23 protein-coding genes are annotated in these 25,925 nt (G+C 73.5%); 12 read left to right on the forward strand and 11 right to left on the reverse strand.

Annotated elements, in window-relative coordinates; all coding sequences use genetic code 11:
- Positions 1-15: 15 nt before the first annotated feature.
- From OG403_RS30930 to OG403_RS30945, 4 genes are all read right to left on the reverse strand, one after another.
- Positions 16-837, reverse strand: a complete 822-nt coding sequence (locus OG403_RS30930; protein WP_329570222.1) for an AfsR/SARP family transcriptional regulator — start codon at positions 835-837, stop codon at positions 16-18.
- A gap of 147 nt (positions 838-984) precedes the next feature.
- A complete protein-coding gene (locus OG403_RS30935) occupies positions 985-1,965 on the reverse strand; it encodes an AEC family transporter (RefSeq protein ID WP_329570223.1) in 981 nt (326 codons plus the stop codon).
- 176 nt (positions 1,966-2,141) lie between these two features.
- The gene (locus OG403_RS30940; RefSeq protein WP_329570225.1) at positions 2,142-2,948 is read right to left on the reverse strand and encodes a hypothetical protein; all 807 of its coding nucleotides are present in this window, start codon (positions 2,946-2,948) and stop codon (positions 2,142-2,144) included.
- A 34-nt stretch (positions 2,949-2,982) separates the two neighbouring features.
- Positions 2,983-3,654, reverse strand: a complete 672-nt coding sequence (locus OG403_RS30945) for an NAD(P)-dependent oxidoreductase (RefSeq protein WP_329570226.1) — start codon at positions 3,652-3,654, stop codon at positions 2,983-2,985.
- Positions 3,655-3,881: 227 nt separating this feature from the next.
- Between OG403_RS30945 and OG403_RS30950 the strand changes: the two genes are divergently transcribed.
- On the forward strand, positions 3,882-6,014 hold the full coding sequence (locus OG403_RS30950; RefSeq protein ID WP_329570227.1) for a hypothetical protein: 2,133 nt from the start codon (positions 3,882-3,884) through the stop codon (positions 6,012-6,014).
- A 78-nt stretch (positions 6,015-6,092) separates the two neighbouring features.
- On the opposite strand, the gene OG403_RS30955 is transcribed toward OG403_RS30950, so the two are convergent.
- Positions 6,093-7,481, reverse strand: coding sequence for a S53 family peptidase (locus OG403_RS30955; RefSeq protein ID WP_329570229.1), 1,389 nt, complete (start codon positions 7,479-7,481; stop codon positions 6,093-6,095).
- Between the two features lie 486 nt (positions 7,482-7,967).
- Between OG403_RS30955 and OG403_RS30960 the strand changes: the two genes are divergently transcribed.
- Together OG403_RS30960 and OG403_RS30965 are read left to right on the forward strand one after the other, a co-directional pair.
- Entirely contained in the window at positions 7,968-10,058 is a 2,091-nt protein-coding gene (locus OG403_RS30960) for a hypothetical protein (protein ID WP_329570231.1), read from the forward strand.
- 67 nt (positions 10,059-10,125) lie between these two features.
- The gene (locus tag OG403_RS30965) at positions 10,126-10,308 is read left to right on the forward strand and encodes a hypothetical protein (RefSeq protein WP_329570232.1); all 183 of its coding nucleotides are present in this window, start codon (positions 10,126-10,128) and stop codon (positions 10,306-10,308) included.
- Positions 10,309-10,390: 82 nt separating this feature from the next.
- On the opposite strand, the gene fabG is transcribed toward OG403_RS30965, so the two are convergent.
- Genes fabG through OG403_RS30980 form a run of 3 tightly spaced genes read right to left on the reverse strand, consistent with a single transcriptional unit; the run spans position 10,391 to position 13,540 of the window.
- Positions 10,391-11,149: a 3-oxoacyl-ACP reductase FabG gene (fabG, locus tag OG403_RS30970; protein WP_329570233.1), complete on the reverse strand. Its 759-nt coding sequence runs from the start codon at positions 11,147-11,149 to the stop codon at positions 10,391-10,393.
- Between the two features lie 14 nt (positions 11,150-11,163).
- Positions 11,164-12,351, reverse strand: coding sequence for a thiolase family protein (locus tag OG403_RS30975; protein ID WP_329570235.1), 1,188 nt, complete (start codon positions 12,349-12,351; stop codon positions 11,164-11,166).
- A gap of 40 nt (positions 12,352-12,391) precedes the next feature.
- Positions 12,392-13,540, reverse strand: coding sequence for an acyl-CoA dehydrogenase family protein (locus OG403_RS30980; protein WP_329570238.1), 1,149 nt, complete (start codon positions 13,538-13,540; stop codon positions 12,392-12,394).
- Positions 13,541-13,692: 152 nt separating this feature from the next.
- Here OG403_RS30980 and OG403_RS30985 point away from each other — a divergent pair, with 152 nt between their 5' ends.
- Positions 13,693-14,319, forward strand: coding sequence for a TetR/AcrR family transcriptional regulator (locus tag OG403_RS30985; RefSeq protein ID WP_329570240.1), 627 nt, complete (start codon positions 13,693-13,695; stop codon positions 14,317-14,319).
- A gap of 16 nt (positions 14,320-14,335) precedes the next feature.
- Here OG403_RS30985 and OG403_RS30990 read toward each other — a convergent pair whose 3' ends face one another.
- Both OG403_RS30990 and OG403_RS30995 read right to left on the reverse strand, forming a co-directional pair.
- A complete protein-coding gene (locus tag OG403_RS30990; RefSeq protein ID WP_329572656.1) occupies positions 14,336-15,448 on the reverse strand; it encodes a nitric oxide synthase oxygenase in 1,113 nt (370 codons plus the stop codon).
- 352 nt (positions 15,449-15,800) lie between these two features.
- Positions 15,801-16,607, reverse strand: coding sequence for a TIGR03084 family metal-binding protein (locus OG403_RS30995; RefSeq protein WP_329570241.1), 807 nt, complete (start codon positions 16,605-16,607; stop codon positions 15,801-15,803).
- Between the two features lie 216 nt (positions 16,608-16,823).
- Between OG403_RS30995 and OG403_RS31000 the strand changes: the two genes are divergently transcribed.
- On the forward strand, positions 16,824-17,645 hold the full coding sequence (locus OG403_RS31000) for an SDR family NAD(P)-dependent oxidoreductase (RefSeq protein WP_329570243.1): 822 nt from the start codon (positions 16,824-16,826) through the stop codon (positions 17,643-17,645).
- Between the two features lies 1 nt (position 17,646).
- Positions 17,647-18,738 (forward strand): S-adenosylmethionine:tRNA ribosyltransferase-isomerase, encoded by a 1,092-nt coding sequence (locus OG403_RS31005; protein WP_329570245.1) that lies wholly within the window; start codon positions 17,647-17,649, stop codon positions 18,736-18,738.
- Between the two features lie 53 nt (positions 18,739-18,791).
- On the opposite strand, the gene OG403_RS31010 is transcribed toward OG403_RS31005, so the two are convergent.
- Complete coding sequence (locus tag OG403_RS31010; RefSeq protein WP_329570247.1) at positions 18,792-20,012, reverse strand: serine hydrolase domain-containing protein; 1,221 nt, start codon at positions 20,010-20,012, stop codon at positions 18,792-18,794.
- Between the two features lie 198 nt (positions 20,013-20,210).
- Between OG403_RS31010 and OG403_RS31015 the strand changes: the two genes are divergently transcribed.
- The 6 genes from OG403_RS31015 to rox all read left to right on the forward strand — a co-directional run bounded on the left by OG403_RS31015 (position 20,211) and on the right by rox (position 25,769).
- Positions 20,211-21,602, forward strand: a complete 1,392-nt coding sequence (locus tag OG403_RS31015) for a methyltransferase (protein WP_329570248.1) — start codon at positions 20,211-20,213, stop codon at positions 21,600-21,602.
- Positions 21,603-21,969: 367 nt separating this feature from the next.
- Positions 21,970-22,515, forward strand: a complete 546-nt coding sequence (locus OG403_RS31020; RefSeq protein ID WP_329570250.1) for a hypothetical protein — start codon at positions 21,970-21,972, stop codon at positions 22,513-22,515.
- 2 nt (positions 22,516-22,517) lie between these two features.
- Positions 22,518-22,916 carry a tail fiber domain-containing protein gene (locus OG403_RS31025; protein ID WP_329572658.1) on the forward strand — a complete coding sequence of 133 codons (399 nt, stop codon included), beginning with the start codon at positions 22,518-22,520 and terminating at the stop codon, positions 22,914-22,916.
- A gap of 52 nt (positions 22,917-22,968) precedes the next feature.
- Positions 22,969-23,661, forward strand: coding sequence for a 2OG-Fe(II) oxygenase (locus OG403_RS31030; RefSeq protein WP_329570252.1), 693 nt, complete (start codon positions 22,969-22,971; stop codon positions 23,659-23,661).
- A gap of 65 nt (positions 23,662-23,726) precedes the next feature.
- Positions 23,727-24,107 carry a hypothetical protein gene (locus OG403_RS31035; protein WP_329570255.1) on the forward strand — a complete coding sequence of 127 codons (381 nt, stop codon included), beginning with the start codon at positions 23,727-23,729 and terminating at the stop codon, positions 24,105-24,107.
- 234 nt (positions 24,108-24,341) lie between these two features.
- Positions 24,342-25,769 (forward strand): rifampin monooxygenase, encoded by a 1,428-nt coding sequence (gene rox, locus OG403_RS31040; RefSeq protein WP_329570257.1) that lies wholly within the window; start codon positions 24,342-24,344, stop codon positions 25,767-25,769.
- Positions 25,770-25,925 lie beyond the last annotated feature (156 nt).

The raw sequence follows: 25,925 nt of genomic DNA on the forward strand, positions 1-25,925 counted from the left end.
CCGCCCGGACGGGCCCTAGCGGACCAGCTCGCGCGGCTGGCGCAGTGCGGCCCGGGGAATGCGCTGGGCGGGTACCCGGGCGGCGAGGGGGGCGGGGAAGGGGCGGTCGGCGCGCAGGATCCGGTGGTGCAGCTCGCGCAGTTCGGGGCCGGGGTGGACGCCGAGCTGTTCGTCGAGCAGCCGTTGGACCCGGCCGTAGGCGCTGAGCGCTTCCGCCGGGCGGTCCTCGCGGGTCAGGGCGGTCATCAGCTGGGCCCAGAACCGCTCGCGCCCGGGGTGGGCGGCGGTCAGCTCCTGCAGTTCGGGGACCACCGAACGACGCCCGAGCTGGAGTTCGGCCTCCACCCGGGCCTCGAGGGCGCAGAGCCGCTCGTCGGCGAGCCGGCCGCTCTCCTCGCGGTGCAGCGCCTCCGAGGGCACGTCCAGCAGGGCCTCGCCGCGCCAGACGCTCAGGGCGGCGTCGAGCAGCACGAGGGCGCGTTCGTACCCGCGGTCGCGCAGTGCGGCCGTACCCTCGGCGCGCAGCTCGGTGAAGCGGTGGACGTCGAACTCGTCGGGTGCCACCACCAGCCGGTAGCCGCCCGCGCAGGTCTCGATCCGGTCGCCGGCCTGAACCAGGCAGCGCCGCAGCCGCAGCACCGCGTTGTGCAGCGCGGCCGTCTCGCCGCGTGGTGGGCTGCCGTCCCAGAGGCGTTCGGCGAGCAGCGCCGGCGAGCAGACCTGGTTCCGCCGCAGCAGCAGGGTCGCCAGCAGCACCCGCTGCTTGGGTGCCGGCACGGCGCGCGACCGACCGGCGTCGTCCCGTACCAGCAGCGGTCCCAGGATCCCGAACTCCATTGCGGTGCCCTCTCCAGACAGTTGACATCGAGTGACATCAGCCGTTCTAGTCGGGCTCGGGGTTGTCCACGACCCTTGGCGCCGCCGGTCAATCAACTTCGGACAATGGGCCGCCGACCAGGCCTGATGGCTCCGGCCGGGCGGGCGTCAGTGCGAGGTCGGCGCCAGGGTCCAGTCGATCGCGGAGAGGGTGACCATCGACAGCAGGGTCGAGAAGAGCACCGAGTCGCGCGGCAGCGCCGTGTTCAGCCCGTACTGGCGGGCGTAGATGAAGACGTTCTGCGCGGTCGGCAGGGCCGAGCAGATCACCACGGCGAGCAGCTGGTGGGCGGTCAGGTGCAGCAGCAGGCTGCCCACGGCGAAGGCGACCAGCGGCTGTATCAGGTTCTTGGTGACCACGGCGAGGCCGACCTCCGCGCGCAGCGAGCCGCCTCGGGCGGACGGGCGGCCGTGCAGGGACATGCCGAGGGTGATCAGCGCGGTCGGCACGCCGGCGTTGCCGAGCAGCTGGCAGGACTGGCCGAGCGCGGCCGGCGGGTGCCAGCCGACGGCCGAGCAGATCGCGCCGAGCGCCGAGGCCAGGATGATCGGGTTGCGCAGCGGCAGCCGCAACAGCCGCCCGAGCCGCGCGGACCGGGCCGACCCGCCGGTGCCCGCCGTGCCGTCCGCCGTGCCGTCCGTGCCGGCGTCGAGCAGGCCGAGGATCACCGGCGTGACCAGCAGCACCTGGAAGAGCAGCACCGGGCCGACGAACGAGGCGTCGCCCAGCACCTGGACCGCGACCGGAATGCCCAGGTTGGCCGAGTTGACATAGCCGGCCGCCATCGCGCTGATCGCCCGGTCGGCGGGAGCCCGCCCGAACAGCCAGCGGCCGCCGCCCCAGCCGAGCAGTGAGGCCGCCGCGGTGCCGGCGGCGAAGGCGAGCATCGAGGCGTTGGCGAAGGTTCCGAGCGGTGCCTTGGAGAGCATCATGAAGAGCGCGGCCGGCATCGCGACGTGGAAGACGAAGCGGCCGAGGACCAGTTCCGCCTGCTCACCCAACAGGCCGGTGCGGCTGACCAGGTAGCCGACGGCGGTCAGGGCCCAGATCGGGACGAAGGCGGCCAGCAGCGGTTGCAGTGAGTGCATGGTTCCTCGAAAGGTGCGTCAAGTCCCGTTTCCGCGGTGGCCGGAGGGTGTGGGCGACCGTGTCAGGACCGGCTGGTGACCGGACCGGGTACAGTCAACCAGGCTTCCGGAAGCCCCCGTTCCGCACCCCCGGGATCAGGCCGCGCCACCCCGTCGCGAGCTGCCGCCGGTGCCCGTCATCTGCTCCGATGCCCTGGTGCGAGCAGCGGAGCAGCTGTCCGTTCCGTCCCCCGCGCCGCCGCCGCGACGCTGAGTTCCAGCTCCGCCACGCAGTGCGGCGCGCCGCATTCGCAGGCGAAGGACTGGACGCTGTGCCGGGGATCGCCCGGCGCCCACGGGCGGGCGAAGAAGGCGAGGCACTGGTCGACCACCGAGCGGTTGCCCGCCCGCAGCAGGGCCTGCCGCTCGGCCCGGGTGCGGGCCGCGGGGGCACCGGGCAAGGTGTCCGCGAACGCCTCCTCGACCAGCGCGAGCGTCGCCGCGGCATCCCGTCCGCCGTCCACCAGCAGGGTTTTCACCCCGCCGGCCGCGACCTCGGCGGCGATCTCCTCGGTGAGCGCCGCGTAGAGGCGGTGCACTCCCTCCGGGAGGTCGCGAGCGGCCAGCCGGGCCCGCTGGACGGCGGGTGTGGGCAGCAGCCAGAGGGCGTGGGTCGGCGGCGCGACGGACGGGGTGATCGGCGTGCCCTCGGCGATGATCGAGCAGTCGGTGGGCAGCGCGCGCAGATCGGCCTCGATCATCGGCCCGCGCTCGCGGTGCAGCGACATCGCGAGCAGCTCGGGCGTCGGCGCCGCCCAGCGTTCGGCGGGGGAGAGCGCCTCCCACCGGATCGCCGCCCGGTGCCCGGCGGCGATCGCCTGGTCGCGGTGCGCCCAGGTGCGGGTGTCCGCGCCGTACCAGCGCAGGCCGTGTCTGCGGGCGAGCAGCCGGGCGACCGTGGTCTTCCCGGCACCCGGCGGGCCACCGATCCACCAGACCGTCATCTCCGGCTTGCCCCTGTTCGTATGGCCTGGGATCTCAGGCGGGTCCGACCGCGACCAGCGCGCGGTGGTGCTTCGGTGTCTCGATCTCGTCGATCAGGGCGATCGCCAGATCGGCGTAGGCGAACAGCGGCGCGTCCGCCGGGGCCGGGAGCACGGCGGAGCCGCCGAGCCGGTAGCGGCCGGTGCCCGGTCCCTCGGCGTCGAGGTAGCTGGGCGGCGGGGCCAGCACCGCCCAGTCCAGCTCGGGGTCCGCCGCCCGCAGCAGCTCCAGCTCGGCGGCGTGTCCCAGCGAGAACGCCCTGGCCTCGGCGGGGAAGCCGGGTGTGTCGTGGAGCGGGACGCCCGGCGCGGCCTCCAGCACGGTGCCCAGCCCGACCACCAGCAGCCGGGTCACCCCCGCCCGCGGCAGACCGGCCAGCAGGGCGCGGGTGGCGGCCGGGAAGAACTCCCCTGACGGCAGGTCAGCCCGGTAGGCCGCGCTGATCACGGCATCCCGTCCGGCGCTGACGGCGGCGACGCTCGCCGGATCGGTGACATCGCCCGCGACCAGTGCCACGCCGGGACCGGACAGCTCCGGGTACTCGCTGGAGCTGTACTTCGCCGGGTCCCGCACCACCGCGGTGACCTGGTGCCCGCGTGCCACCGCCCGCGCCACCACGCGCCGCCCCGCGTTCCCGCCCGCGCCGAAGACCACGACTGCGCTCATCGTCCACTCCCGTTTCTCGGTGCCCCGGACTCCTCGGCCCGGCCGACGCCCCGAACGGTAGAGCGGCACCCCCCGGTTACTTCAACGATACCGGCCGGGGCCGGTGGCCCCGGCCTGGAACGGGAGGTCGGGCACCCCGTAAGGTGGCGCGGAAGGGGGATCGGTGGAGCCAGCCGTGACCTGCGGACCGAGAGCGCCCACGGTGGCGGGCGGGGTGGTGACCGGCTTTGGCGGACAGTGCATCGATCTCCGGGGCTGCGGTGCCGCCGCCGGATGCTCCGCTGGACAGCCGGCCGGGTTCCGTCGGCGGGCAGGCGGGTTATGACGCGGAACGGACCGCGCCGCTGCCGAGGCCGGAGGTCGAGGACGTGATCCCCGCGCCGTACCGGACCGGGGCCCAGCCCGCTGAGCACTCGCAGTACGCGGAGCAGGCGATGGGTGAGGCGCCGCCGCGAGGCGGATCGGCCGAGCTGGCCGAGACCCGGGTGCTGCCGGTGATCGAGGACGCGATCCCGGAGGCGTACCGACGAGGTGGCAGCGAAGGCACCGCGGTGCTGCGTGCGGTGATGCCGAGTCAGGCGACGGCGGTGCTGCGCGTGCTGCCGGTGCCCGAGCCCCAGGCCGCGCCCGAGCCCGCTGACGCCGCGCCCGCTGATGCGGTGCCGGTACCGGTGCCGGTGCCGCCGCCCGCGCCGGCGCCGGTCTCGGCCGCCGCGCCGCAGCCCCGGGTCTCCACCGGGTGGACCGGCACCGTTCCGCTCCCGCCGCTTGCCGCCACGCTGCCGCTGCCCTCGCCCGACGGGCCCAACCTGCCTGCCGCGCCCGCGGCGTGGCCCGACGCGCCGGCTTCGGCGCCCACCGCCGCGAACCGGGCCGCCACCGTCGGCGGTGGCCTGCGGGGGCGGCTCCTCGCGGTCGAGGGCGGCTACGGCAGCGGCGGTCGTCGCCCCTGGGCGCGCGGCGGCTCGGGGCAGCCGCAGGTGCTCTCGGCGATGCTCGCCGCCGTCGCCCCGCAGACGTTGCTCGCCGCCGAGGCGGTCGACGCCGTCCACCTGCCGGCGGCCAGCGACCCGCAGACCGTGCTCGCGCACCTGCGCGCCGCCGCTCGGCACCCGGGGCCGCTGCTGGTCCACCTCGGCGGCCAGCTGGTGGCCGACAAGCGCGGTGGCGGGCTGCATCTGACGCTGCGTGACTCGAAGTCCGCCACGATCCGCCAGGACGGCGTGGCGTGGGCGGCGATCGTCGGCGAGCTGCGGACCCGGCCGGCCGACTGGGACACCCTGGTGATCGCCGACCTCAGCGCCGACCCGGGCGCCTGGCCGCTGCTGCAGGGTGGTGGCGGCCCGGCGCTGTTCAGCGAGGAGATCCCGCTCTGGGCGGTGATCGGACCGGACGCGGAGCAGATCGGCACCTTCACCCGGGCCCTGATCGAGGCACTGCACGGCGGCCGCCCGGGTGCCGGGCCGCTGCTGACGCCGGAGCAGCTCCGCGCGCAGGTGCACTCGGTGCTCCGGCCGAACGTGCTGGTCCTCGGCTCCTACGGTCCGGACCGTCCGATCTTCCGCAACACGGCACGCCAGCAGGCCGCCGCGGCAGCCCAGGCGCAGGCTCAGGTCCAGGCTCAGGTTCAGGCCCAGCCTGCGGCGATCACGGAGACGGCGGTGGTGAATGCGACCGCGACGGCGGTGACGGTCCCGCTGCCCCGGCCCGACGCGGAGCGCGCACCGGTATCGCTGCTGAAGCCGGGCGTGCCGCCGACGGTCCGGCCGAGCCGCCCGGTGTCGTTGCTGAAGGCGGCGGCCACGGCCGACCCGCCACCGCCGGTCGACGCGCCGCCCGCCGCACCCGCACCCGCACCCGCACCCGCACCCGCACCCGCACCTGAGCCGCCCGCTCCCGCCGCGCCCCCCGAGGACTACCGCGAGGCGATCGGCCGGATCGTGCGCACCGCCGACGCGGGCGCGCACGCCGCCGCCGCCGAACTCGCCCTCACCCTGGAGGAGCAGGTGGTGGCCGGGCACGGCGCCATCGCCCCAGCGGTCCTGATGGTCCGTCAAGTCCGGGCCCACGTGGCCAGGTTGGCGGGCGATCCGGTGCTGGCGGCCGAACTCTACCGCCAGGTGGCCTTGGTGCTGCTGAGCGTGGAGGGTCCGGATGACCCGGAGGTGCAGCGGGTGGCGACCAACGCCGAGGCGTGCTGGCGGGCCATCCCGGATCCTCGACGGGCGCTGCAGGTCGGCTCGTTCATCCTCGAGCTGCGGGCCCAACTGCCCGGCGAGGACGGCCGCAAGCTCCGTTCGGCCGAGCGCTACCTGGCCAGGCTCACGGCCGCCGCCGAGCAGGCCGAGCGGGCTGAGTAAGCGCCCGGGGGAGGGAAACGCGAAACGGGGCACCCGCCGCACAGCGGCGAGTGCCCCGAACTGCTTAGCTGTCAGGGGTCAGCGACCCGCGAGCGCGTGCACGAAGGTGTAGGCGTCGACGGTGCCCAGGCCCGACGCGAGGTCGTAGCCGTTGGTCGCCTGGTAGCCCGCGACGTTGTTCCAGCCGTTGTCGCCCTTGGTCACGTCGGTGATGCCGCTCCACTTTGAGGGCAGCATCGCCAGGCCGTAGAGCCGCCAGTTGATCTGGCCGAGGCGGTGGCCCGCGGCCTGGTCGGCGAGCGCGACGACGCCGGAGAAGATCGGCGAGGCCTCGCTGGTGCCACCGGTCAGGTGCCAGCCGACGGCGGTCGGGTCGTACGAGTCGTACGTCCAGGCCGAGCCGTCCACCGCGGCGCTCATGCTGATGTCGGGCGTGCCGCGGTGGTCGCCCACCACGTTCGCCACGCCGGTCTGGTACCACGGGCGGTCGAAGATGGCGGAGACGCCACCGCCGCCGGCGCCGTAGGCGTCGTGCCAGACCTGGTCGGGCGCGGTGCGGTTGCCGTTGTTGTCCAGGGTCAGCTGGGTGCCGCCGACCGAGGTGACCAGCGGGTCCGAGGACGGCCAGGAGTTGACCTTGTACGGGTACAGGTTGTTGTTGTTGTCCGAGTCCACCACACCGTTGTCACCCGAGGAGGCGAGCACGGTGACGTTCTTCGCGGCGGCCTCCTGGAAGGCGTAACGCAGGCTGGTGAGCGAGGAGTAGTCGCCCTTGTCGAAGCCGGGGAAGGTGTTCTCGGTGGCCCCGAAGCTCTGCGTGATGACGTCGCCCTTGCCCTGCTTGATCAGGGACTGCTCGGCGGACATCATCTCGGGCAGGCCGCTGGTGCCCTCGTTCTCCGAGACCGCGGTCTCCACCAGCACGATGTGCGCGTCGGGGGCGATCGCGTGCGCGTACTCGACGTCGAGGGTGGTCTCACCGGCCCAGTTGACCTGGTCGGCGTTCTTCGGGTCGAAGGTCGGGACGTTGCCCCACTTGACGACCTCGACGTTGGTGTCCTGGATGCCCCACTGCTTGTCGAAGGTCTCCAGGTCGTGCTGGATCGTCGGCGAGCCGAACGAGTCCACGATGACGATGGTCCGGCCCTTGCCGGTGATGCCCTGCTTGTACAGCGGGTTCAGGTTGTACGCGGTGCGGTACTGCAGCGGCGAGTAGCAGTGGATCCCGATCTGCGTCACGCAGTCGCTGGTGCTGATCGGTGCCGTCCGCGCGGTCGCGTCCATGTGCCCCTCGGAGGCGGGGTGCAGCTTGAACGCGGCCTGGACCGGGGCGCCGGCCGCGAAGGCCACGGTGCTCTGCGCGGTGACCGTGCCCGCGGTCAGGGCGGTGGCCCCGACGGCGAGGAAGGTCAGTGCGCGAGCGGTCGCAGAGCGGCGGGGGCCCGCGGTGACCGGGGAGGTGCCCATGGAACTCCTTCGAAGGGGGAGGGTCGTGCCGAAACCAGATCGGCCCGGTTATCCCATCGTGTGTAGAGCCGATGGAGCTATAGTCATTTCGGACCCTTGACATGCGCCGTGAACATGCCGAAGAAATCCGGGTGAGTCTTCGTCTTGGTCCGATTGGCCCAGGCCAGCGGGCTGATGCGGGGCTTTGCGAGGCCTTGCCACAAGGTGGGAATGTTCCGATGGACCGTCAAGTCATGGTCAAGAAGAGCCGAGTTGAGGCGACCGGACACCGCTGAGCGGACGCGGTGGCGGTCCCTGCGGTGCACCGGGTCCGCCGCTGGGCCGACCGGCGGACCCTCGGGGAACGGCCGGTGAACTCTCGTTCGATCCACTCCCGGCGGCCCGTGCATGTGTGCAGGATCTCGGCTGACCCGTGCAACTCCCCGCACGGACGCATCCGCCCGGGCCGTCTTCCTCCGCTCGGGCGCCATCGGGAGGAAACGCTTCATGCCACGTCGCCGCACCGCGACCGCCGCCGCCCTCGCGGTCACCACGATCGCCGCCATCACCGCCACCGCCGGCCCCGCACTGGCCGACGCCAACTCCTCCGACGGCCAGGGCCTCTGGGGCTGGGGCGGGCACCACCGCCAGCACGGCTCACTGACCTACAGCGTCGGCGCGCCGGTGGTCGACAAGGTCAAGGGCGGCCCGTGGACGCTCGCCCAGGGCGACCCCACCCTCGGCGCGTCCTACGGCAGCAGCCTGCCGGTCTACGCCGGCGGCGGCAGCGGCACCGTCACGGTGGGCGGGGTGAGCTACCCGAACCTGGCGGTCGACCCGGCCGGCTCCGGCAGCGTCCCGGCGGCCAGCGGCTTCACCGGCACGCCCGGCCCGCTCGACGGCTACTGCTCCAGCGGTGGCGCCACGCCCGAGACCGGCACCGTGCTGCGCCAGCCCAAGGGCAGCGTGCTGCCGATGCAGCCGTACTACTTCCCCTTCGTCACCAGCCAGGACGGCGGCCACACCCTCTCCGGCCTCTTCGACTACCGCCCCAAGGACGGTGACGAGGCGGTGGTCGCGGCCACCTCCACCGACCACGGCAAGACCTGGAAGTACGCGGGCGAGGCGCTGGAGCAGAACGCCGGCCTGTGCCCGGACGGCAACACCAACGACGACGGCCAGGGCCACGCCTTCGTGCTGACCGTGCCGGACTACAACGGCACCGGCCATCGCGGCCAGGTGCTCTACACGCTCTCCCGCCCCTCGGGCGACGCGCTGGGCGTCAACCTGATCGTCCATCACCTGTCGCCCAAGGGCGGCGACCCGCTGGCCGGCCTGCCGGCCGCCGAGCCGGTCGGCATGGGTGGCAGCACCAGCGCGACCGGCGCCGTGAGCGTCCCGGCCGGCCCCGCCGGCGCGGGCGTCACCATCAACGTCGGCAACACCGCGAACTTCGAGCAGCCGGGCCACTTCACGGTCGACGGCGTCACGGTGGACTGCAACGACGACAACGCCACCGCGACCGCCTTCACCGGCTGCACCACCCGGACCCCGGGCGGGGTGGACGTCAAGGCGGGCGACGCGGTCACCGCCGACGCCGTGATCCCGGCCACCGCCCAGCAGACCAGCGGTCTGGTAGCCCCCGACGGCATCATCAGCACCGTGCCGAGCTACCCGGGCGCGCCCAAGGGCAGCGTCGCGGTCCTCTACACCGAGAAGATCGTCAACTACTTCACGCCGACCACCACCACGGCCGCCGTCACGCTGCCGGCCGCCACCCTCCCGGTGGCCGACAGCTCCGCGCTGAAGCCCGCCGCCGGCGGCTCGGTCACCGTGAGCCTGGGCACCGCGGCCGGCATCGTCCAGGTCAGCTGCACCGGCGCCGACGCCACCCACCTGACCGGCTGCACCGGCGGCACGGGCGCGGTCGCCAAGGGCAGCGACGTGGGCGCCCCCGGCGCGGCCGTCGCCCCGTACGCGCAGCTGGCGCTGACCGGCGAGGGCAAGGACAAGCCCAAGTCGCTCTTCGGCAACAACGAGGACTACACCGTGGTCCGCGCCGCCTACACCACCGACGGCCTGCACTTCACCGATCTCGGCCAGGTGAACGGCCTGAGCGACCCGACCAGCAACAGCGACTCGGTGCTGCGCTGGACCGGCTCGCGCGGCACCGTGGTCAGCAACCCGGACGGCAGCTACGGCCTCTTCCTGTCCGGCGCCTACGCCTCGGACGGTGACAGCGACGCGTTCAACCAGATCTTCTACTCCTCCTCCGAGGACGGGAAGACCTGGTCGGCCCCGCAGCGGCTGCTCTCCACCGACTACAGCTTCTCGGCCCTCGCCCAGCAGGCGGCCACCGGGGGAGCGCTCGGCGTCTCGGGCTACTACAGCGGCCGGGTCTACGACCCGACCGTGGTGCAGAACGACAACGGCAGCCTCACCATGGTCTTCGCCGGCTACTCCACCCCCAAGCCGCTGCCCGGCACCGGCAGCGTCTACGGCACCGACCCGGCGGCCCGGTTCACGGTCCCGAACGTCGAGCCCGCCGAGTACCGCACCATCCTGAGCGTCACGCTGAAGCCGCACTGGACCAACTGACGGTCCGTAAGCCAGAATGGAACCTATCGGGCAAAGCGTCAACGGGTGTGAATCCCAGGAGGTTTGCGTGACGAGGACTCCGGTCCGACTCGCGGCCGCCGTGCTGCTGGGCGCGGCTGCGTTCGCCGCCCTGGGATCTGTGGCGCACCTCGCGAACGCCTCGCTCGAGAAGAAGGCGCGCGGCGGCGCGGCGACGGCGTCCGCCGCCGGCGCGCCGACCGTCGCCGAGCTCGTCGTCAAGGTCTCTTAGCCGATCCGCCCCGTCCGGCGCCCTGATACACCGGACGGGGCGGATCCATGCCTGCCGCCGCCCCACCGGATTCGCTCCTGCCCTACCGCGCTCCGCCGTTCACGTACAGCGTCTGCCCGCTGACGTATGACGCCTCCTCGCTGGCCAGGAACGCCACCACCGCGGCGATCTCCTCCGGCCGGCCGGCGCGGCGCAGCGGCGTGCGGGCGGCGACCTCGGCCTGGTGCTCCTCGGGGGTCGCGCCGACCCGCTCGGCGGTGGCGGCCGTCATCGAGGTGACGATGTAGCCGGGGGCCACCGCGTTGACGTTGATGTTGAAGGGGCCCAGCTCGATCGCCAGCGTCGCGGTCAGGCCCTGGATCCCGGCCTTGGCGGCCGCGTAGTTGGCCTGGCCCCGGTTGCCCAGCGCGGAGCGCGAGCTGAGCGAGACGATCTTCCCGTACTTCTGCGCGACCAGGTACTTCTGCGCCACGTGGCTGCAGTTGTAGGCGCTGGTCAGGTTGACCGTCAGGACGGCGTCCCAGTCGGCCTTGGGCATCTTGAAGAAGAGGTTGTCCCGGGTGATCCCGGCGTTGTTGACCAGGATGTGCAGGCCGCCCAACTCCTCGACCACCTGGGCGAAGACCCGCTCCACGGCGTCGTAGTCGCTGACGTCGCAACCGTAGGCGCGGGCGGTGCCGCCCTTGGCGGTGATCGCGTCGGCGGTCTGCTGAGCGCGCTCGGCGGTCAGGTCGAGGACGGCGACGGTGGCGCCGTCCTCGGCCAGCAACTGGGCGGTGGCGGCGCCGATGCCCTGGGCGGCGCCGGTGACGATGGCGACCTTGCCGGTGAAACGTGACATCTCTTCAGGCTCCTTCAGCTGTTCTCGATCAGGACGGCGGTGCCCTGGCCCACGCCGACGCACATGGTGGCCAGGCCCCGGCGCGCGCCGGTGCGGCGCATCCGGTGCAGCAGGGTGGTGAGGATCCGGGCGCCCGAGCCGCCCAGCGGGTGGCCCAGCGCGATCGCGCCGCCGCTCGGGTTGACCAGCTCCGGGTCGATGCCCAACTGGTCGATGCTGGCCAGCGCCTGGGCGGCGAAGGCCTCGTTCAGCTCGGCCTCCTCCAGCTCGCCGATCGCCCAGCCGAGCCGGGCCAGCGCCTTCCGGGTGGCCGGCACCGGGCCGATGCCCATCACGTCCGGGTGGACGCCGGCCGAGGCACCGGCGGCGTAGCGGCCCAGCGGCTCCAGGCCGAGTTCGCCCAGCGCCTGCTCGCTGACCAGCAGCAGACCGGCCGCGCCGTCGTTCATCGGGGAGGCGTTGCCGGCGGTCACCGTGCCGCCGGGGCGGAAGGCGGGCTTCAGCTGGGCCAGCCGCTCCAGGCTGGTGTCCTCCCGGATGCCCTCGTCCTGAGTGACCGTCACCCCGTCGGGGCGGGTGACCGGCAGCAGCTCGGCGTCGAAGTGGCCGTCCTTGCGGGCGGCGGCGGCGCGCTGGTGGCTGCGCAGCGCGAAGGCGTCCTGCCGCGCGCGCGTGACGCCGAAGCGGTCGGCCACCTCCTCGGCCGTCTCGCCCATGCTGAGCACCCCGTGCAGCTCCTTCATCAGCGGGTTGGTCAGCCGCCAGCCGAGCCGGGTGTCGTAGGTCTGCATGGTGTGCGGCAGCGCCTCGTCCGGGCGGGGCAGCACGAACGGCGCGCGGCTCATCGACTCGCAGCCGCCGGCCAGCACGATCTCCGCCTCGCCGGCCGCGATGGTCCGGGCGGCCATGGTGACGGCCTCCAGACCCGAGGCGCAGAGCCGGTTGACGGTGGCGCCGGGCACGCTCTCCGGCAGTCCGGCGAGCAGCACGGCCATCCGGGCGGCGTTGCGGTTGTCCTCGCCGGCCTGGTTGGCGGCGCCCCAGTAGACGTCGTCGATCCGGGCCGGGTCCAGGCTCGGGACGTCGGCGAGCAGGCCGCGCAGCACCGCGGCCGACAGGTCGTCGGGTCGGACGGTGGACAGTGCGCCGCGCAGCCGGCCGATCGGGGTCCGGCGGGCGGCGGCGAAGTAGACGGGACGCACTTCGTTGGGCTCCTCTACTCGAATACTCGAAAGGGGTGGGTCAGAACGCGTTGACACCGGTCAGCGACCGGCCGATGAGCAGCTTCTGGATCTGGCTGGTCCCCTCGTAGAGGGTCATCACGCGCGCGTCGCGCAGCAGCTTGCCCACGGGGTACTCGTCGATGAACCCGTAGCCGCCGAACACCTGCAGCGCGTTGTTGGCCGCCCGGACGGCGGCCTCGCTGGCGAAGAGCTTGGCCACCGAGGACTCGGTGGCGAACGGCAGCCCGCGCTCGATGTGGTCGGCGACCCGCCAGGTGAGCAGCCGGGCGGCGGCCAGGTCGACCGCGATGTCCGAGATCAGCTCCTGCACCAACTGGTAGGAGGCGATCGGCTTTCCGAACTGCTCACGCTCGCCCGCGTAGCGGACGGCGACGTCCAGCGCGGCCTGGATGATCCCGACGCACCCGGCGGCCACCGACATCCGGCCCTTGGCGAGCGCGGCCATCGCCACCGAGAAGCCCTTGCCCTCGGCGCCGAGCCGGGCGCTGTCCGGCACCCGGACCCCCTCGAAGCTCAGCTCCGCGGTGGCCTGGCCGCGCAGGCCGAGCTTGCCGTGGATCTCCCGCCGCTCCAGCCCCGGGGTGTCGGTGGGGACCAGGAAGGCGCTGACCCCCCGGTGGCCCGCCTCGCCGGTGCGCGCGAAGACCAGCGCGACCTCGGCCCAGGTCCCGTTCGTGATGAACATCTTGGCGCCGCTGATCAGCCAGCCCGCGCCGTCCCGCACCGCGCGGGTGGTCAGGTTGGCGGCGTCCGAGCCGGTGCCGGGCTCGGTGAGCGCGAAGCAGGCCAGCGCCTGCCCGGAGCAGAGCCGGGGCAGCCAGTGGCGCTTCTGCTCCTCGGTGCCGTAGCTGTTGATCGACTTGGCCACCAGGCCGAGCGAGACCGAGACGATCCCGCGCACCGCGGAGTCGCCGCGCCCCAGCTCCTCCAGCACCAGGCAGTACGCCAGGTGGTCGCCGCCGCTGCCGCCGTACTCCTCGGGGATGGTCAGGCCCAGGAAGCCGAGCTTGCCCAGCTTGCCGACCACGGCCCGGTCCACGGACTCGGCGCGGTCCCAGGCGGCGGCGTACGGGGCGATCTCGCGATCGGTGAACTCGGCGGCGAGCGCGCGGACCGCGGCCTGTTCCTCGGAGAGCTCCAAGTCCATCGTCAGGTCCCTTCCTCGGATCGGTCCGGGGTCCGTAAACTAGCGCTGCAAGTTTTTTGGACTCTAGCCCGGCCGCGCCCCCGCTGGGAAGGGGCCGCTGCGACACCCTGCGAGAATTGCCGCCCCACCACCCGACCGGAGGAGCCCACCCCATGGCCCGTCCCCGCACCCCGCTGCTCAGTCGCGAGCGGATCGTCGGGGCAGCCCTCGCGCTGGTGGACGCCGAGGGGCTGGAGGCGCTCTCCACCCGGCGCCTGGCCACCGAACTCTCGGTCAGCGGCCCCTCGCTCTACAACCACTTCGCCACCAAGGACGAACTGCTCGACGCGGTGGTGGACAGCGTGATGGGCGAGGTGGACCTGGCCATGTTCGCGGCCGGCCTCGACTGGCGCACCGCGCTGCGCGACTGGGCCCGCTCCTACCGGGCCGCGCTCGCCGCGCACCCGCACATCGTCCCGGTGCTGGCCCAGGGCCCGGGCCGGCGCCCGAACGCGCTGCGGCTGGCCGACGCGGTCTACGGCTGCCTGGTCGAGGCGGGCTGGCCGCGCGGGCAGGCCACCCGGATCGGCGCCCTGATGCGCTACTTCATCACCGGCTCGGCGCTCGGCTCCTTCGCGGCCGGGTTCCCCGAGGACGCCCAGCTCTACGCGGGCGACTATCCGCACCTCGGCGAGGCGCACCGGCTGGCCGAGCACCGGCGCGCGGTGGACGAGGGGGCCTTCGAGACGGGGCTGGAGGCGCTGCTGGACGGGCTGGCGCTGCGCTTCGAACGCGGATAGCCGGGCCGCCGCTGCCTCACCAGGGCTCGCGTGCCAGGAAGGCGGGCCTGGTGGCGGGGTCCACCGGGTCGTAGTAGCGGTGGAACACCGGCGTCACCCCGCCCGACACCGGCGGCACGATCCAGCTCCAGTCCGCCGGTGTGGGCCGGCCGAGCCGCTCCTCCTGGGCGATGTGCTTCAGGAAGCGCTCCGACTCGGTGTGGTGGTCGGTCATCGTCACGCCCGCCACCTCGTAGGAGTGCAGCACCGCCCGGTTGAGCTCGATCAGCGCGCGGTCCTTCCACAGCGTGCGCTCGCTGGAGGTGTCCAGCTCAAGCCGTTCGGCGACCTCGGCCAGCAGGTTGTAGCGGTCGGCGTCGGCCAGGTTGCGGGCGCCGATCTCGGTGCCCATGTACCAGCCGTTGAACGGAGCGGCGGGGTAGCGGATGCCGCCGATCTCCAGGGTCTGGTCGCTGATCGCGGGCACGGCGTACCAGCGCAGGCCCAGGCCGGCGAACCAGGCGTACTCGGGGTGGCTGAGCGGGACCTCCAGGGTGGTGTCGTCCGGCAGTTCGTACCAGCGCGGCTGCTCGCCGGGGCGCTCCTGGATCAGCAGGGGCAGCACGTCGAACCGGCCCTCGGCCGGCTTCCAGCCCAGCTCGGCCGCGCGGGCGGCGAGTTGGCCGCCCGCCGGGTCGCCGGTCCAGCGGCCGTCGTCGTCCTGGTAGCCGGCGTAGCGCACCAGCTGGGAGTTGGCGATCCGGGGGGCCGGACGGCCGGGGCGGTCCGGGGCGAAGATGGTGATCATCGGGCGGATCCGGCCGCCGTTGGTGGCCAGCCGCAGATGCTCGAAGCACTCCTCGGCCAGGTCGTCGGCCGCGGAGACCTCGCGCAGGTCGCGCACCACCAGACTGCGCCAGTAGAGGCGGCCGATGCAGCGTGCGGAGTTGCGCCAGGCCACCTTGGCCCCGAAGGCCAGCTCCTCGGCGGTGTGCCGGTAGGTGCCGGTCCGCGCGATCTCGTCCAGCACCTCCTCGACCCGTCGCACCGGATCGCCCGCGCCCGGCACCTCGGCGTGGAACTGCCGGATGAAGTCGCTCGCCTGGTCGGGATCGGTGAACGCCGGAGTGAAGAGGCTCGGCGGCGGCATCCGGCGGAGCTGTTCGGGCACCGTCGAGGCGTCGGTGGCCGAACGGTCGTAGCCCATCGGGCAACCGGGCGCGGCTGGGGTGGGGCTGGCCTTGCGGGCGAGTATCCGCTCGAAGATCACAGAGACGTCCTTTCCGCACCTATGGATACCCGAAGCGGCAGCTCAGCGGCCCAATGCGGGCGAATCCCGCACACAGTCCCCCCGCGACACGCTAGGCTACCCCTCCTCGAGTAGATCTTGTGATGATCAGGTCAACTTTCTGCCATGTCAAGGCCCCTGGCCCGTGGGTGCGGCCCGGTGCCGCCCGCCGCGATGGTGGCGGGCAGGCCGCCGAGCATTGGCTGATGCTCCGTCAGTTCCCTTGCATCCCTTGCGGTGCACGGCCGACGCCGGGCGGGCCGGCGAAGACCTGGGCGATCGGCAGCCAGCCGGTGGCCACCGGGCCGGTCACCGTCAGTGCCAGATCGTCCGGATGCCGCCGCTGGGTCACCAGCAGGCAGAAGTCCAGCGCGGGCCCGGCGACCCGGTCCGCCGCCTCCTCGGGGCCCCAGGTCCACGCCTCGCCGCCGGGTCCGGCCAGTTCGACCCGCACCGGCTCGGTCGGCACCGGCAGGCCGTGCGCGGAGAACGCGAAACCCAGGGTCCGCACGCCCAGGTGCGCGATGTGCCGCAGCCGGGCGCTGGGCTTGCGCTCGACGCCGAGTGCCTCGGCCACGTCCTCGCCGTGCGCCCAGGTCTCCATGATCCGTGCGGTGGCCATCGAGGCGGCCTTCATCGGCGGGCCGAACCACGGCAGCCGGCTGCCCGGCGGCACCTCGGCCAGCGCCGCCAGCACGTCGGCGCAGCCGGTCCGCCACCGCCGCAGCAGCTCGGCCGGCGGCAGGGCCGCGCCCTCGGCCGCGCCCCGGTCCACGATCCCGTCGAACTCGGCCGCACCGGTGAGCAGTTCGGCCGCCGCCGGATGGAACCCGGCCGGATCGTGCACCGACCGCAGGGTCCAGGCGTCCGTCCAGGCCAGGTGGGCGAGCTGGTGGGCGATGGTCCAGCCCGGCGCGGGCGTCGGGGTCATCCAGCGGTCCTCGTCCAACGGCGCCACCAGGGCGGCCAGGTCATCGTTCTCGGCCCGCAGGTCCGCCAGCAGTGCGGCGATCTCGGTCATCGGTCACCCCTTCGTCGGTTGACGCCACTGTGGCGCGACTGATCGCCCGCGCGCCAGACCCCATGCCGGAAGGACCGGCCACTGCCCCGTGGTCGCCGACCCGGTGCAGGGCCGTGGCCGGACCCGGGACCGTCGAAGTTCGTAGGACCAACGAACCAACCCCGACCCCGCCCAGGGCCCGATTCCCGCCGGGGCGGCCGGCGGGAGAGTTTCCTCATGGACACCACGGCTCCGAACACCACATCCCCGAACGCGACCGCCCCAGACGCGACCGCCACGGCTCCCGCGACCTCCCCCCGCCCACCCGTTGCCGTCATCACCGGCGCCTCGCGCGGGCTGGGCCTGGAACTCGCCCGCGCGCTGGCCGCCGACGGCCGGCAGCTGGTGATCACCGCCCGCAACCCCGAGGAACTCGCGCTCGCCGAGGCGGCCCTGCGCCCGCTCACCACGGTGGTCGCGCTGGCCGGCTCGGTGGTGGACGACGAGCACCGCGCCCAGGTCGCGGCGGCCGCCGCCCGGCTCGGCGGGGCCGCGCTGCTGATCAACAACGCCTCCACGCTGAACGGTTCGGCGGACGAGGGCGCCGACCCGCTGCCCACCCTGGCCGCTGTCCCGCTGCCCGACCTGCTGGAGACCTTCGAGGTCAACGCGCTGGCCCCGATCGCCCTCACCCAGCTGCTGCTGCCGCAACTGCGGCGGCACGCGGGCGCGGTGCTCAACATCAGCTCGGACGCCGCCGTCGAGGCCTACCCGGGCTGGGGCGGTTACGGTGCCGCCAAGGCCGCGCTCGACCACGCCTCCGCGGTGCTGGCCGAGGAGGAGCCGCGGTTGCGGGTCTGGGCCGTCGACCCCGGCGACCTGCGGACCCGGCTGCATCAGCAGGCCTTCCCGGACGCCGACCTCTCCGAACTGCCGTTGCCCAGCAGCGTGATCCCGGCCTTCCGCACCCTGTGGCGCGACCGCCCGGCCTCCGGCCGCTACCGGGCCGCCGACCTGCTCGCCGACACCGCCGACGCGGCCGTCAGCACCGGAGTCTGACATGACGTCAGATCTGCTGTCCGGCCTGGTGTCCGGCCTGGACTTCACCGTCCCGCCCGAACTCTCCGCCCACGCCCCGGCCGAGGCGCGCGGCCTGCGCCGGGACGCCGTGCGGCTGCTGGTCGGCCGGGGCGGTCGCCAGGCGCCGCCGAGCGCCGAACACCACCGTTTCACCCAGCTGCCGCAGGTGCTGCGTCCGGGCGATCTGCTGGTGGTCAACAACTCGGCCACGCTGCCCGCCGCACTGCCCGCCCGGCTCCCCGACGGTGGCGAGATCACCCTGCACCTCTCGGCGGCCCACCCCGACCCGCGCGGCGCCCACCTGGTCGAGCTGCGCCGCCCCGGCCGCGACGGCGCCGCCGCCGAGTACCTGGCGCCGGCCGACAACCCGGCCCGCCCCGGCCTGCTGCTGAGCCTGCCGGCCGGCGGCGCGGCCGTGCTCCGCTCCCCGTACACGCCGCGGCTCTGGTACGCCCAACTCACCCTGCCCGGCCCGGTCCCCGGCTACCTGGCCGACCACGGCAAGGCGATCCGCTACGGCTACGTGGACCGCGACTGGCCCCTCAACGCCTACCAGACGGTCTTCGCCGTCGAACCGGGCAGCAGCGAAATGCCCAGCGCGGCCCGCCCGTTCACCGCCGCCCTGGTCAGCGCCCTGGTCGCGCGCGGCATCCTGATCGCCCCGATCACGCTGCACACCGGCGTGGCCTCCCCGGAGGCGCACGAGGCGCCCTACCCCGAGCGCTTCCGGGTCCCCGCCGCCACCGCCGCCCTGGTCAACCACGTCCGCGCGACCGGCGGCCGGGTGATCGCGGTCGGCACCACCGCCGTCCGCGCCCTCGAATCCGCCACCGCCCCCGACGGCCGAACCCGGCCCGCGGACGGCTGGACCGACCTGGTCATCACCCCCGGCCGTGGCGTGCGCGCCGTGGACGGCCTGCTCACCGGCTGGCACGAACCGCGCGCCTCGCACCTGCTGATGCTCGAAGCCGTCGCCGGCCGCCCGCTGCTGGAACTCTGCTACCGCGAGGCGTTGGCGGGGCGCTACCTCTGGCACGAGTTCGGCGACGTGAACCTGCTGCTGCCCGAGTGAGGCGCGGAGCGGCTCCCGTCGTCCCCGCCGGAGTCCGCGCCCGGAGTCCGCGTTCAGTCCGCCAGCGCCTGGTACGCCGAGGTCCAGAAGTCCTGGACCACCGGCGGTGGGACCGGCGAGGTGAACGCCCGACCGGTGAGCAGCACGCCGGTCACCCGGTCCTTCGGGTCCACACCCCAGACGGTGCCCAGCCCGCCGGTCCAGCCGTACTGGCCGACCGGGTGGCCGAGTTCGGTGTGCCGGGTGACGACCGAGCAGCCGAAGCCCCAGCCGTTGGTGTCGAAGAAGCCGGGGACGAGGTTGGACAGCGTCTTCTGCTCCGGTGTCAGCTGGTCGGTGGTGAGCAGTTCGACCGAGGCGCGGGAGAGGATCCGCTCACCGTCGGACCGGCCGCCGTCCAGCAGCATCCGGCTGAACGCGTAGAAGTCGTCCACGGTGGAGACCAGGCCCGCGGCGCCCGCCGGGAAGGCCGGGGGAGTGGCCCACTCGCCGCCGTCCGCCTCGTCGTAGACGGCGCGGGCGCCGGTGGCCGGGTCGGTCCAGTAGGAGGTGGTGAACCGGTCCAGTTGCTCGGGCGCGACCGAGAAGCCGGTACTGGTCATGCCCAGCGGCTCGAAGAGGCGCTCGCGCAGGAACTCCTCGAAGGGCCGGCCGGCGGCACGGGCGATCAGCACGCCCAGCACGTCGGAGCCGGTGCTGTAGACCCAGCGCTCGCCCGGCTGGTACATCAGCGGCAGGGTGCCGAGCCGGCGCAGCCACTCGTCCGGCTCGGGCACCACGGAGGGGCGCGGCATCCCCTGGCCGAGCTGGAGCGCGTCCATCGCCTGCTGGATCGGATAGCTGCCGGGCGGGGCCATCAGGATGCCCGTCCCCATCCGGAAGGTGAGCAGGTCGCGCACCGTGATCGGGCGGCGGGCCGGGACCGTGTCGTCCAGCGGGCCGTCCAGGTGGCGCAGCACCCGGCGGTCGGCCAGCTCCGGCAGCAACTCGTCGACCGGGTCGTCCAGGCGCAGCCGGCACTCCTCGACCAGGATCATGGTGGCGACGGCGGTGACCGGCTTGCTCATCGAGGCGACCCGGAAGAGCGTGTCCCGGGCCACCGGGCCGCCGCCGACCGACCGCGCGCCGATCGCCTCGACGTGTGCGTCGTCACCTCGCGCGACCAGGGCGACCAGCCCGGGGACCCCGCCGTGCTCGACGTGCCCGGTCAGGGTGGCCCGCAGGCGGTCGAGGCGGCTCTTGACGAAGCCCTTGCTCTGCTCGGCGGGGATCATGTCGGCCTCTCTGTCGTACTGGTGACGGTCCGTCAGGGCGATGCACGCCGATCCTCGCAGCCGGGTCCGACATTCCGCCGCAAGCACACCGGGCCCGCACCGCTGCGACGCCACTGCGACGCCGCCGCGGCACCGCTCCCGCGCTCGGGGCACCGGGGTGCGCCGCGGCCCGGCGCGAACGGCTAGCCTGGGCGGACAATGAACCGTTTCACCACGTCATGGGGCGACTTCCAGCTCACCCGCTTCCCCGAGGAGCCGCGCGAGCAGCTGCGCGCCTGGGACGCCGCCGACGAGTACCTGCTGCGCCACCTGCACGGCGACCCGGAGCTGCCAGCCGCTCCCGCCACAGCTCCCGCTCCCGCTGCCGCTCCCGCCACAGCTCCCGCTCCCGCTGCCGCTCCCGCCACAGCTCCCGCTCCCGCTGCCGCTCCCGCCACAGCTCCCGCTCCCGCTCCCGCTGCCGCTCCCGCCACAGCTCCCGCTGCCGCTCCCGCCACAGCTCCCGCTCCCGCTGCCGCTCCCGCCACAGCTCCCGCTCCCGCTGCCGCTCCCGGCATCGGCGGGTTGCGCGGCAGCGTGGTCGTGCTCGGCGACCGCTGGGGCGCCCTGGTCACCGCGCTGGCCGCGGCGCAGCCGTCGGCCGCCCTGACGCAGCTCGGCGACTCCTACCTCGCCCGCGAGGCGACCCGCGCCAACCTCGCCCGAAACGGCCTCGACCCGGACGCCGTCCGGCTGCTGGCCGGCACCGACGCCCCGCCGGAGCGGATCGACGTCCTGCTGATCCGGGTCCCCAAGAGCCTGGCCTTCCTCGAGGACCAGCTGCACCGCCTCGCCCCCGCGCTCCACCCGCAGACCGTGGTGATCGGCACCGGGATGGTCACCGAGATCCACACCTCCACCCTCCAGCTCTTCGAGCGGATCATCGGCCCCACCCGCACCTCGCTCGCGGTGAAGAAGGCGCGGCTGATCTTCAGCACCGTGGACCCGGCGCTCGCCCGCACCGCCAGCCCCTGGCCGCTCAGCTACGCCCTGCCCGCCGACCTCGGCCCGGTCTCCGGGCGCACCGTGGTCAACCACGCCGGCATCTTCTGCGCGGACCGCCTGGACATCGGCACCCGGTTCCTCCTCCAGCACCTGCCCGCCCGCCAGGGCCACGAGCAGGTGGTCGACCTCGGCTGCGGCAACGGCGTGGTCGGCACGGCCGCCGCGCTGGCCAACCCGGCGGCCGAAGTCACCTTCATCGACGAGTCCTTCGCCGCCGTCGCCGCCGCCGAGGCCACCTTCCGGGCCAACACCCCACCGGACACCGTCGCCCACTTCCAGGCCGGCGACGCACTCGCCGCCGTGTCGCCCGGTTCGGTCGACCTGGTCCTCAACAACCCGCCGTTCCACTCCCACCAGGCCACCACCGACGCCACCGCCTGGCGCATGTTCACCGGCGCCCGGCGGGCCCTGCGCCCGGGCGGCGAACTCTGGGTGGTCGGGAACCGGCACCTGGCGTACCACGTCAAGCTCCGCAAGCTCTTCGGCAACTGCCAGACCGTCGCCGGGAACCCGAAGTTCGTGATCCTGCGAGCGGTGAAGCGGTAACGGCCGACCCTCGCCAGGGGGTTGCCCGTGCGGAGAGGGGCTTTCCGCACGGGCGCGCCCACTGGGACACCCCAGGCCGGTGAACTGTGACAGGCCGCCGCTCTGTTGCGGCCCGCGGCGCCGGCCGGGACCTCGGCGATCGCTCATTGGTTTGCATGCGTCGATCGCTTTCGTCATCGCCGTGCTGACGGTTCATCAGATGGTGCGAACTCGCGCTTGTCGGCTGGTTGGGCCAGACGGGCGTGGATACGCTCGGGCACGTCGTCCGAAGGCGGGCGGCACCCGTAGCGTGCTGCACCTGCCCAGGTCGTCCCTGCTGTCCTGGGTCGGCCGACAGCCCGCTCGGGCGGTTCCCATGGGAGTGGACATGAGCTCTGTAGGCCGTACGACCGTCGCGGTGCTGGCCGCCGCTCTGGCATCGCTGGGCGCGGGGAGCGGTGTCACCGCGTCTGCCGCGACCACCCCGTCGGCCACCTCGTGCAGCAGCGGGGCGGAATGCCCCAGCCTGAAGCCGACCAGGCTGACGGCCAGTCAGGCCACCCTGAACGTCACCCAGATGCAACTGGAGAACATCGACGCGATGGCGTCCGACGCGGTGACCGGGGAGCCCATCCGCGGCGCCAAGATCGTGTTCGCCACCATGGGCGGCCGGACGCTGGGGATGGCCTACACGGACGACACCGGCATCGCCGCGATCGCCGCTCCGGAGGACCTGGGCCCCGGCACCCTCCAGGAACTGCTGGGCGGCTACGAGGCCGCGATGGTCGGCGACGGCGTCCACGCCCCGGCCGGGGCCCACGGAGCGATCACCGTCGGAACCGACCAGGGCCCCGGGGTCCCGGCCAACCCGTGCGCCGTCTGCAGCGACCGGGGGCTCAAGCAGGACGTGGTCCCGGTGGACTGGAGCCGGTGAGGATGCGGATCCTGCGCCGATGGTCCCGTGCGGCCGACCGCACCGTCCCGGCCGGTTCTCCGGCCGACGCGCGGGAGAGCGGCGCGGTGGCCCCGGTGGGTGCGGTGGCCCCGGTCGGTGCGGTCAACGGCTACGCCATCCTGGAGACGGTGGCGGAGCTGCCGGTCAGCACCTGGCGCTACCTCTGGGAGCCCGAGGACGTGCGCCACCTGGGGCCGATGGCCCAGGACTGGCAGGCCGCCTTCGGCTTCAACCAGGACGACACCAGGATCCCCGTCGTCGACGGCCTCGGCGTCGCCCTGGTCTGCGTCCAGGCGCTGCACCGCCGCGTGGCCGACCTCACGGCCGAGGTGGAGCGGCTGCGGGGAGCCGCGGGTGCGAACCCGCCCGAGACCGCATGATGGCGCCGGACGGCCCGCGGAACACCCATCGTGATCCAGGAGGCAGCACATCATGACGAGCCAGGGCACCTCGGTGGGAGCAGCGCAGGCGGCGGATCAGCCAACGCCGGTGTGCACGGACGCGATCTGGCGGCTCCCGGTGACGGTCTGCCGGATCACCCAGTTCCTCGGCGACCGGACGGCTGACGCCCTGCTGGAGCGCGCCGTCGCCGCCACCGGTGACACGTTGAAGCCCTCCATGATCCGCGACCGGGAGCTGGTCCCCGACATCCGCCGGTCCCGGTCCTGCCAGGACTTCGCCGCGCCCGAGTTGCTGGCGGCCATCGATGAGGTGCTGGACGCGGTCGAGCACACGCTGGGGGTCTCCTGCCGGCACACCGAACCCGACTACAGCCTCAACGTGCACAACGACGGCGACTTCTACCGGCCGCACCAGGACACCAGCGCCGAGTTCGCCCCCCGGCGGCTGCTCACCTTCGTGTACTACCTGCACCGCACGCCCCGGCCCTTCGACGGGGGCGAGTTGCGCATGTTCGACGCCGCCCTGCCGCTGCACACCCGGACCACCGGAAAGTGGCAGGAGCGCACCTGGCGGGACTGGGAGCCCGAGCACGACAGCATCGTGTTCTTCCGGCCCACCGCCTGGCACGAGGTGCGGCCGGTCAGCTGCCCGAGCGGGCAGCACGCGGACAGCCGCTTCGCCGTCAACGGCTGGCTGTGCAGCCCCGATCCCGCGAACCGGTGAGACTCCCCGTCCCCGATGCCGACTGACGGTCGGGGACGGGGACGGTGACGGGACATCATGGGGGCATGCCACCAGTGCCCGTTGTCCCGCGCCCGCTGAACGCAGCCGAGCAGGCCGTGCTGGAACACCTGCTGGCCGGTGACTTCCCCGGTGCGCCGGAGCTGCGGAGCCAGCTCGAGCAGGCGGAGGTCATCGCCACCTGGACGCCCGATTCGGTCAGCGTCGACCTGCGGGTGCTCGCCGCCGAGCGTCGGGCCCCGCTGGCCGCCGGTCTCGTCCCGGTGGACGCGCAGGTGCTGGACGAGCGCGGCGAGTACGTCGGTGAGCTGCTCGTCTGGGTCGAGGACGGTGGCGTCCTGGCCGGCCTGGAATACGCCTGGGTCACCGACGAGATGCCGACCGCCCTGCCGCCCGTCGAGCGAATCCGGCGCACTCCTGGTCCGTGACCGGACGAGCACCGGACGGCACCGGGCGACAAAAGACAGCCGACAAAAGACAGAGGCAAGGAGATCTCCCACTCCTTGCCACTCTCAAGATATAGCGCACCGGGGGCCTTGCGGCAAGGCCCTGGTCGTGCTCCAGAATGGTCGGCCACGGCCACCGCCTGCGCAAATGACCGATTCGCGAAGTGACGCGCGGCGCGGTCGGCCGAAATCCCATCTCGTGGAACGGGCGTTCTGATGATTGACGTGATCGTGGTCGGCGGCGGACCGACCGGACTGATGCTGGCCGGTGAATTGCGGCTGCACGGCGTGCACGTGGTGGTACTGGAGAAGTTGACCGAGCCGACCGAGCAGTCGCGCGGGCGCGGCCTGCACGCGCGCAGCGTCGAGCTGATGGACCAGCGCGGCCTGCTGGACCGGTTCCTCGCGGTCAGCGAGAAATTCCAGGTCGGCGGTTTCTTCGGCGGTATCCACAAGCCCTGGCCGGACCGGCTGGACACCGCTCACCCGTACGGTCTGAGCATCCCGCAGGCGCTCACCGAGCGGCTGCTCAGCGAGCGCGCTCTCGAACTCGGTGCCGAGATCCGGCGTGGCTGCGACGTGGTCGGGCTGGACCAGGACGAGGACGGGGTGACCGTCGAGCTGGCGGACGGCACCCGACTGCGCTCGCGCTTCCTCGTCGGGTGCGACGGCGGTCGCAGCACGGTGCGCAAGCGGCTCGGCGTCGGGTTTCCCGGCGAGCCCGCCAAGGTCGACACCCTGCTGGGCGACCTGGAGGTGACCGAGCCCCCGGAGACGGTTGCCGCCGTCGTCGCGGAGGTTCGCAGGACCCAACTCCGGTTCGGCGCCATCCCGCTCGGGGACGGGCTGTACCGCATCATCGTGCCCGCCGAAGGGGTCTCCGAGGATCGCGCGACCGCGCCGACCTTGGAGGAGTTCCAGCAGCAGCTACGGGCCATCGCCGGCACCGACTTCGGCGTGCACTCACCGCGCTGGCTGTCCCGGTTCGGCGACGCCACCCGGCAGGCCGAGCGCTACCGGGTGGGCCGGGCGCTGCTGGCCGGCGACGCGGCGCACATCCACCCGCCGACCGGTGGGCAGGGGCTCAACCTCGGCGTCCAGGACGCGTTCAACCTCGGCTGGAAGCTGGCCGCCGAGGTCAACGGCTGGGCGCCGGAGGGCCTGCTGGACAGCTACCACGCCGAACGGCACCCGGTGGGCGCCGCCGTGCTGGACAACACGCGCGCGCAGACCACGCTGCTGGGGACCGATCCGGGGGCGACCGCGCTGCGCGAACTGTTCTCGAAGCTGATGGACTTCGAGGAGGTGAACCGGTACATGACCGGGATCGTCACCGCCGTCGGGGTCCGCTACGACTTCGGCGAGGGGCACGACCTGCTCGGCCGGCGGCTCCGGGACGTCGTGCTGAAGCAGGGCCGCCTCTACGAGCTGATGCACGGCGGTCGCGGGCTGCTGCTCGACCAGACCGGCCGCCTGTCGGTGGCGGGTTGGGCGGACCGGGTCGACCAGGTCGTCGACGTCAGCGAGGAACTGGACGTGCCCGCCGTGCTGCTGCGGCCGGACGGCCACGTGGCGTGGGTCGGCGGGGACCAGCGGGAGTTGCTCGGCCTGCTGCCCAAGTGGTTCGGCGCTGCCGCCAGTTGAGCTCGCCGGCGCGCATGTCGAGTTCGTCGAGGTGACGTGCCGGCTGCCGGCCGGCGTGGCTCGGCACCTCGCGGCGGGGACCTCGCGCTTCAGCATTCTCTCAGGAAATTCTCAGACAGAGGCAACCGACCGGGCCTTCGTGGTGTCTTCACCTCT

The sequence above is a fragment of the Kitasatospora sp. NBC_01266 genome, assembly GCF_036242395.1.
Lineage (GTDB): Bacteria > Actinomycetota > Actinomycetes > Streptomycetales > Streptomycetaceae > Kitasatospora.

Coding starts and splice junctions, on each gene's coding strand:
- OG403_RS30930 (WP_329570222.1), bottom strand. CDS start 837: ATGGAGTTCGGGATCCTGGGACCGCTGCTGGTACGGGACGACGCCGGT.
- OG403_RS30935 (WP_329570223.1), bottom strand. CDS start 1,965: ATGCACTCACTGCAACCGCTGCTGGCCGCCTTCGTCCCGATCTGGGCC.
- OG403_RS30940 (WP_329570225.1), bottom strand. CDS start 2,948: ATGACGGTCTGGTGGATCGGTGGCCCGCCGGGTGCCGGGAAGACCACG.
- OG403_RS30945 (WP_329570226.1), bottom strand. CDS start 3,654: ATGAGCGCAGTCGTGGTCTTCGGCGCGGGCGGGAACGCGGGGCGGCGC.
- OG403_RS30955 (WP_329570229.1), bottom strand. CDS start 7,481: ATGGGCACCTCCCCGGTCACCGCGGGCCCCCGCCGCTCTGCGACCGCT.
- OG403_RS30960 (WP_329570231.1), top strand. CDS start 7,968: ATGCCACGTCGCCGCACCGCGACCGCCGCCGCCCTCGCGGTCACCACG.
- fabG (WP_329570233.1), bottom strand. CDS start 11,149: ATGTCACGTTTCACCGGCAAGGTCGCCATCGTCACCGGCGCCGCCCAG.
- OG403_RS30980 (WP_329570238.1), bottom strand. CDS start 13,540: ATGGACTTGGAGCTCTCCGAGGAACAGGCCGCGGTCCGCGCGCTCGCC.
- OG403_RS30985 (WP_329570240.1), top strand. CDS start 13,693: ATGGCCCGTCCCCGCACCCCGCTGCTCAGTCGCGAGCGGATCGTCGGG.
- OG403_RS30990 (WP_329572656.1), bottom strand. CDS start 15,448: ATGCCGCCGCCGAGCCTCTTCACTCCGGCGTTCACCGATCCCGACCAG.
- OG403_RS30995 (WP_329570241.1), bottom strand. CDS start 16,607: ATGACCGAGATCGCCGCACTGCTGGCGGACCTGCGGGCCGAGAACGAT.
- OG403_RS31000 (WP_329570243.1), top strand. CDS start 16,824: ATGGACACCACGGCTCCGAACACCACATCCCCGAACGCGACCGCCCCA.
- OG403_RS31005 (WP_329570245.1), top strand. CDS start 17,647: ATGACGTCAGATCTGCTGTCCGGCCTGGTGTCCGGCCTGGACTTCACC.
- OG403_RS31010 (WP_329570247.1), bottom strand. CDS start 20,012: ATGATCCCCGCCGAGCAGAGCAAGGGCTTCGTCAAGAGCCGCCTCGAC.
- OG403_RS31015 (WP_329570248.1), top strand. CDS start 20,211: ATGAACCGTTTCACCACGTCATGGGGCGACTTCCAGCTCACCCGCTTC.
- OG403_RS31020 (WP_329570250.1), top strand. CDS start 21,970: ATGAGCTCTGTAGGCCGTACGACCGTCGCGGTGCTGGCCGCCGCTCTG.
- OG403_RS31025 (WP_329572658.1), top strand. CDS start 22,518: ATGCGGATCCTGCGCCGATGGTCCCGTGCGGCCGACCGCACCGTCCCG.
- OG403_RS31030 (WP_329570252.1), top strand. CDS start 22,969: ATGACGAGCCAGGGCACCTCGGTGGGAGCAGCGCAGGCGGCGGATCAG.
- OG403_RS31035 (WP_329570255.1), top strand. CDS start 23,727: ATGCCACCAGTGCCCGTTGTCCCGCGCCCGCTGAACGCAGCCGAGCAG.
- rox (WP_329570257.1), top strand. CDS start 24,342: ATGATTGACGTGATCGTGGTCGGCGGCGGACCGACCGGACTGATGCTG.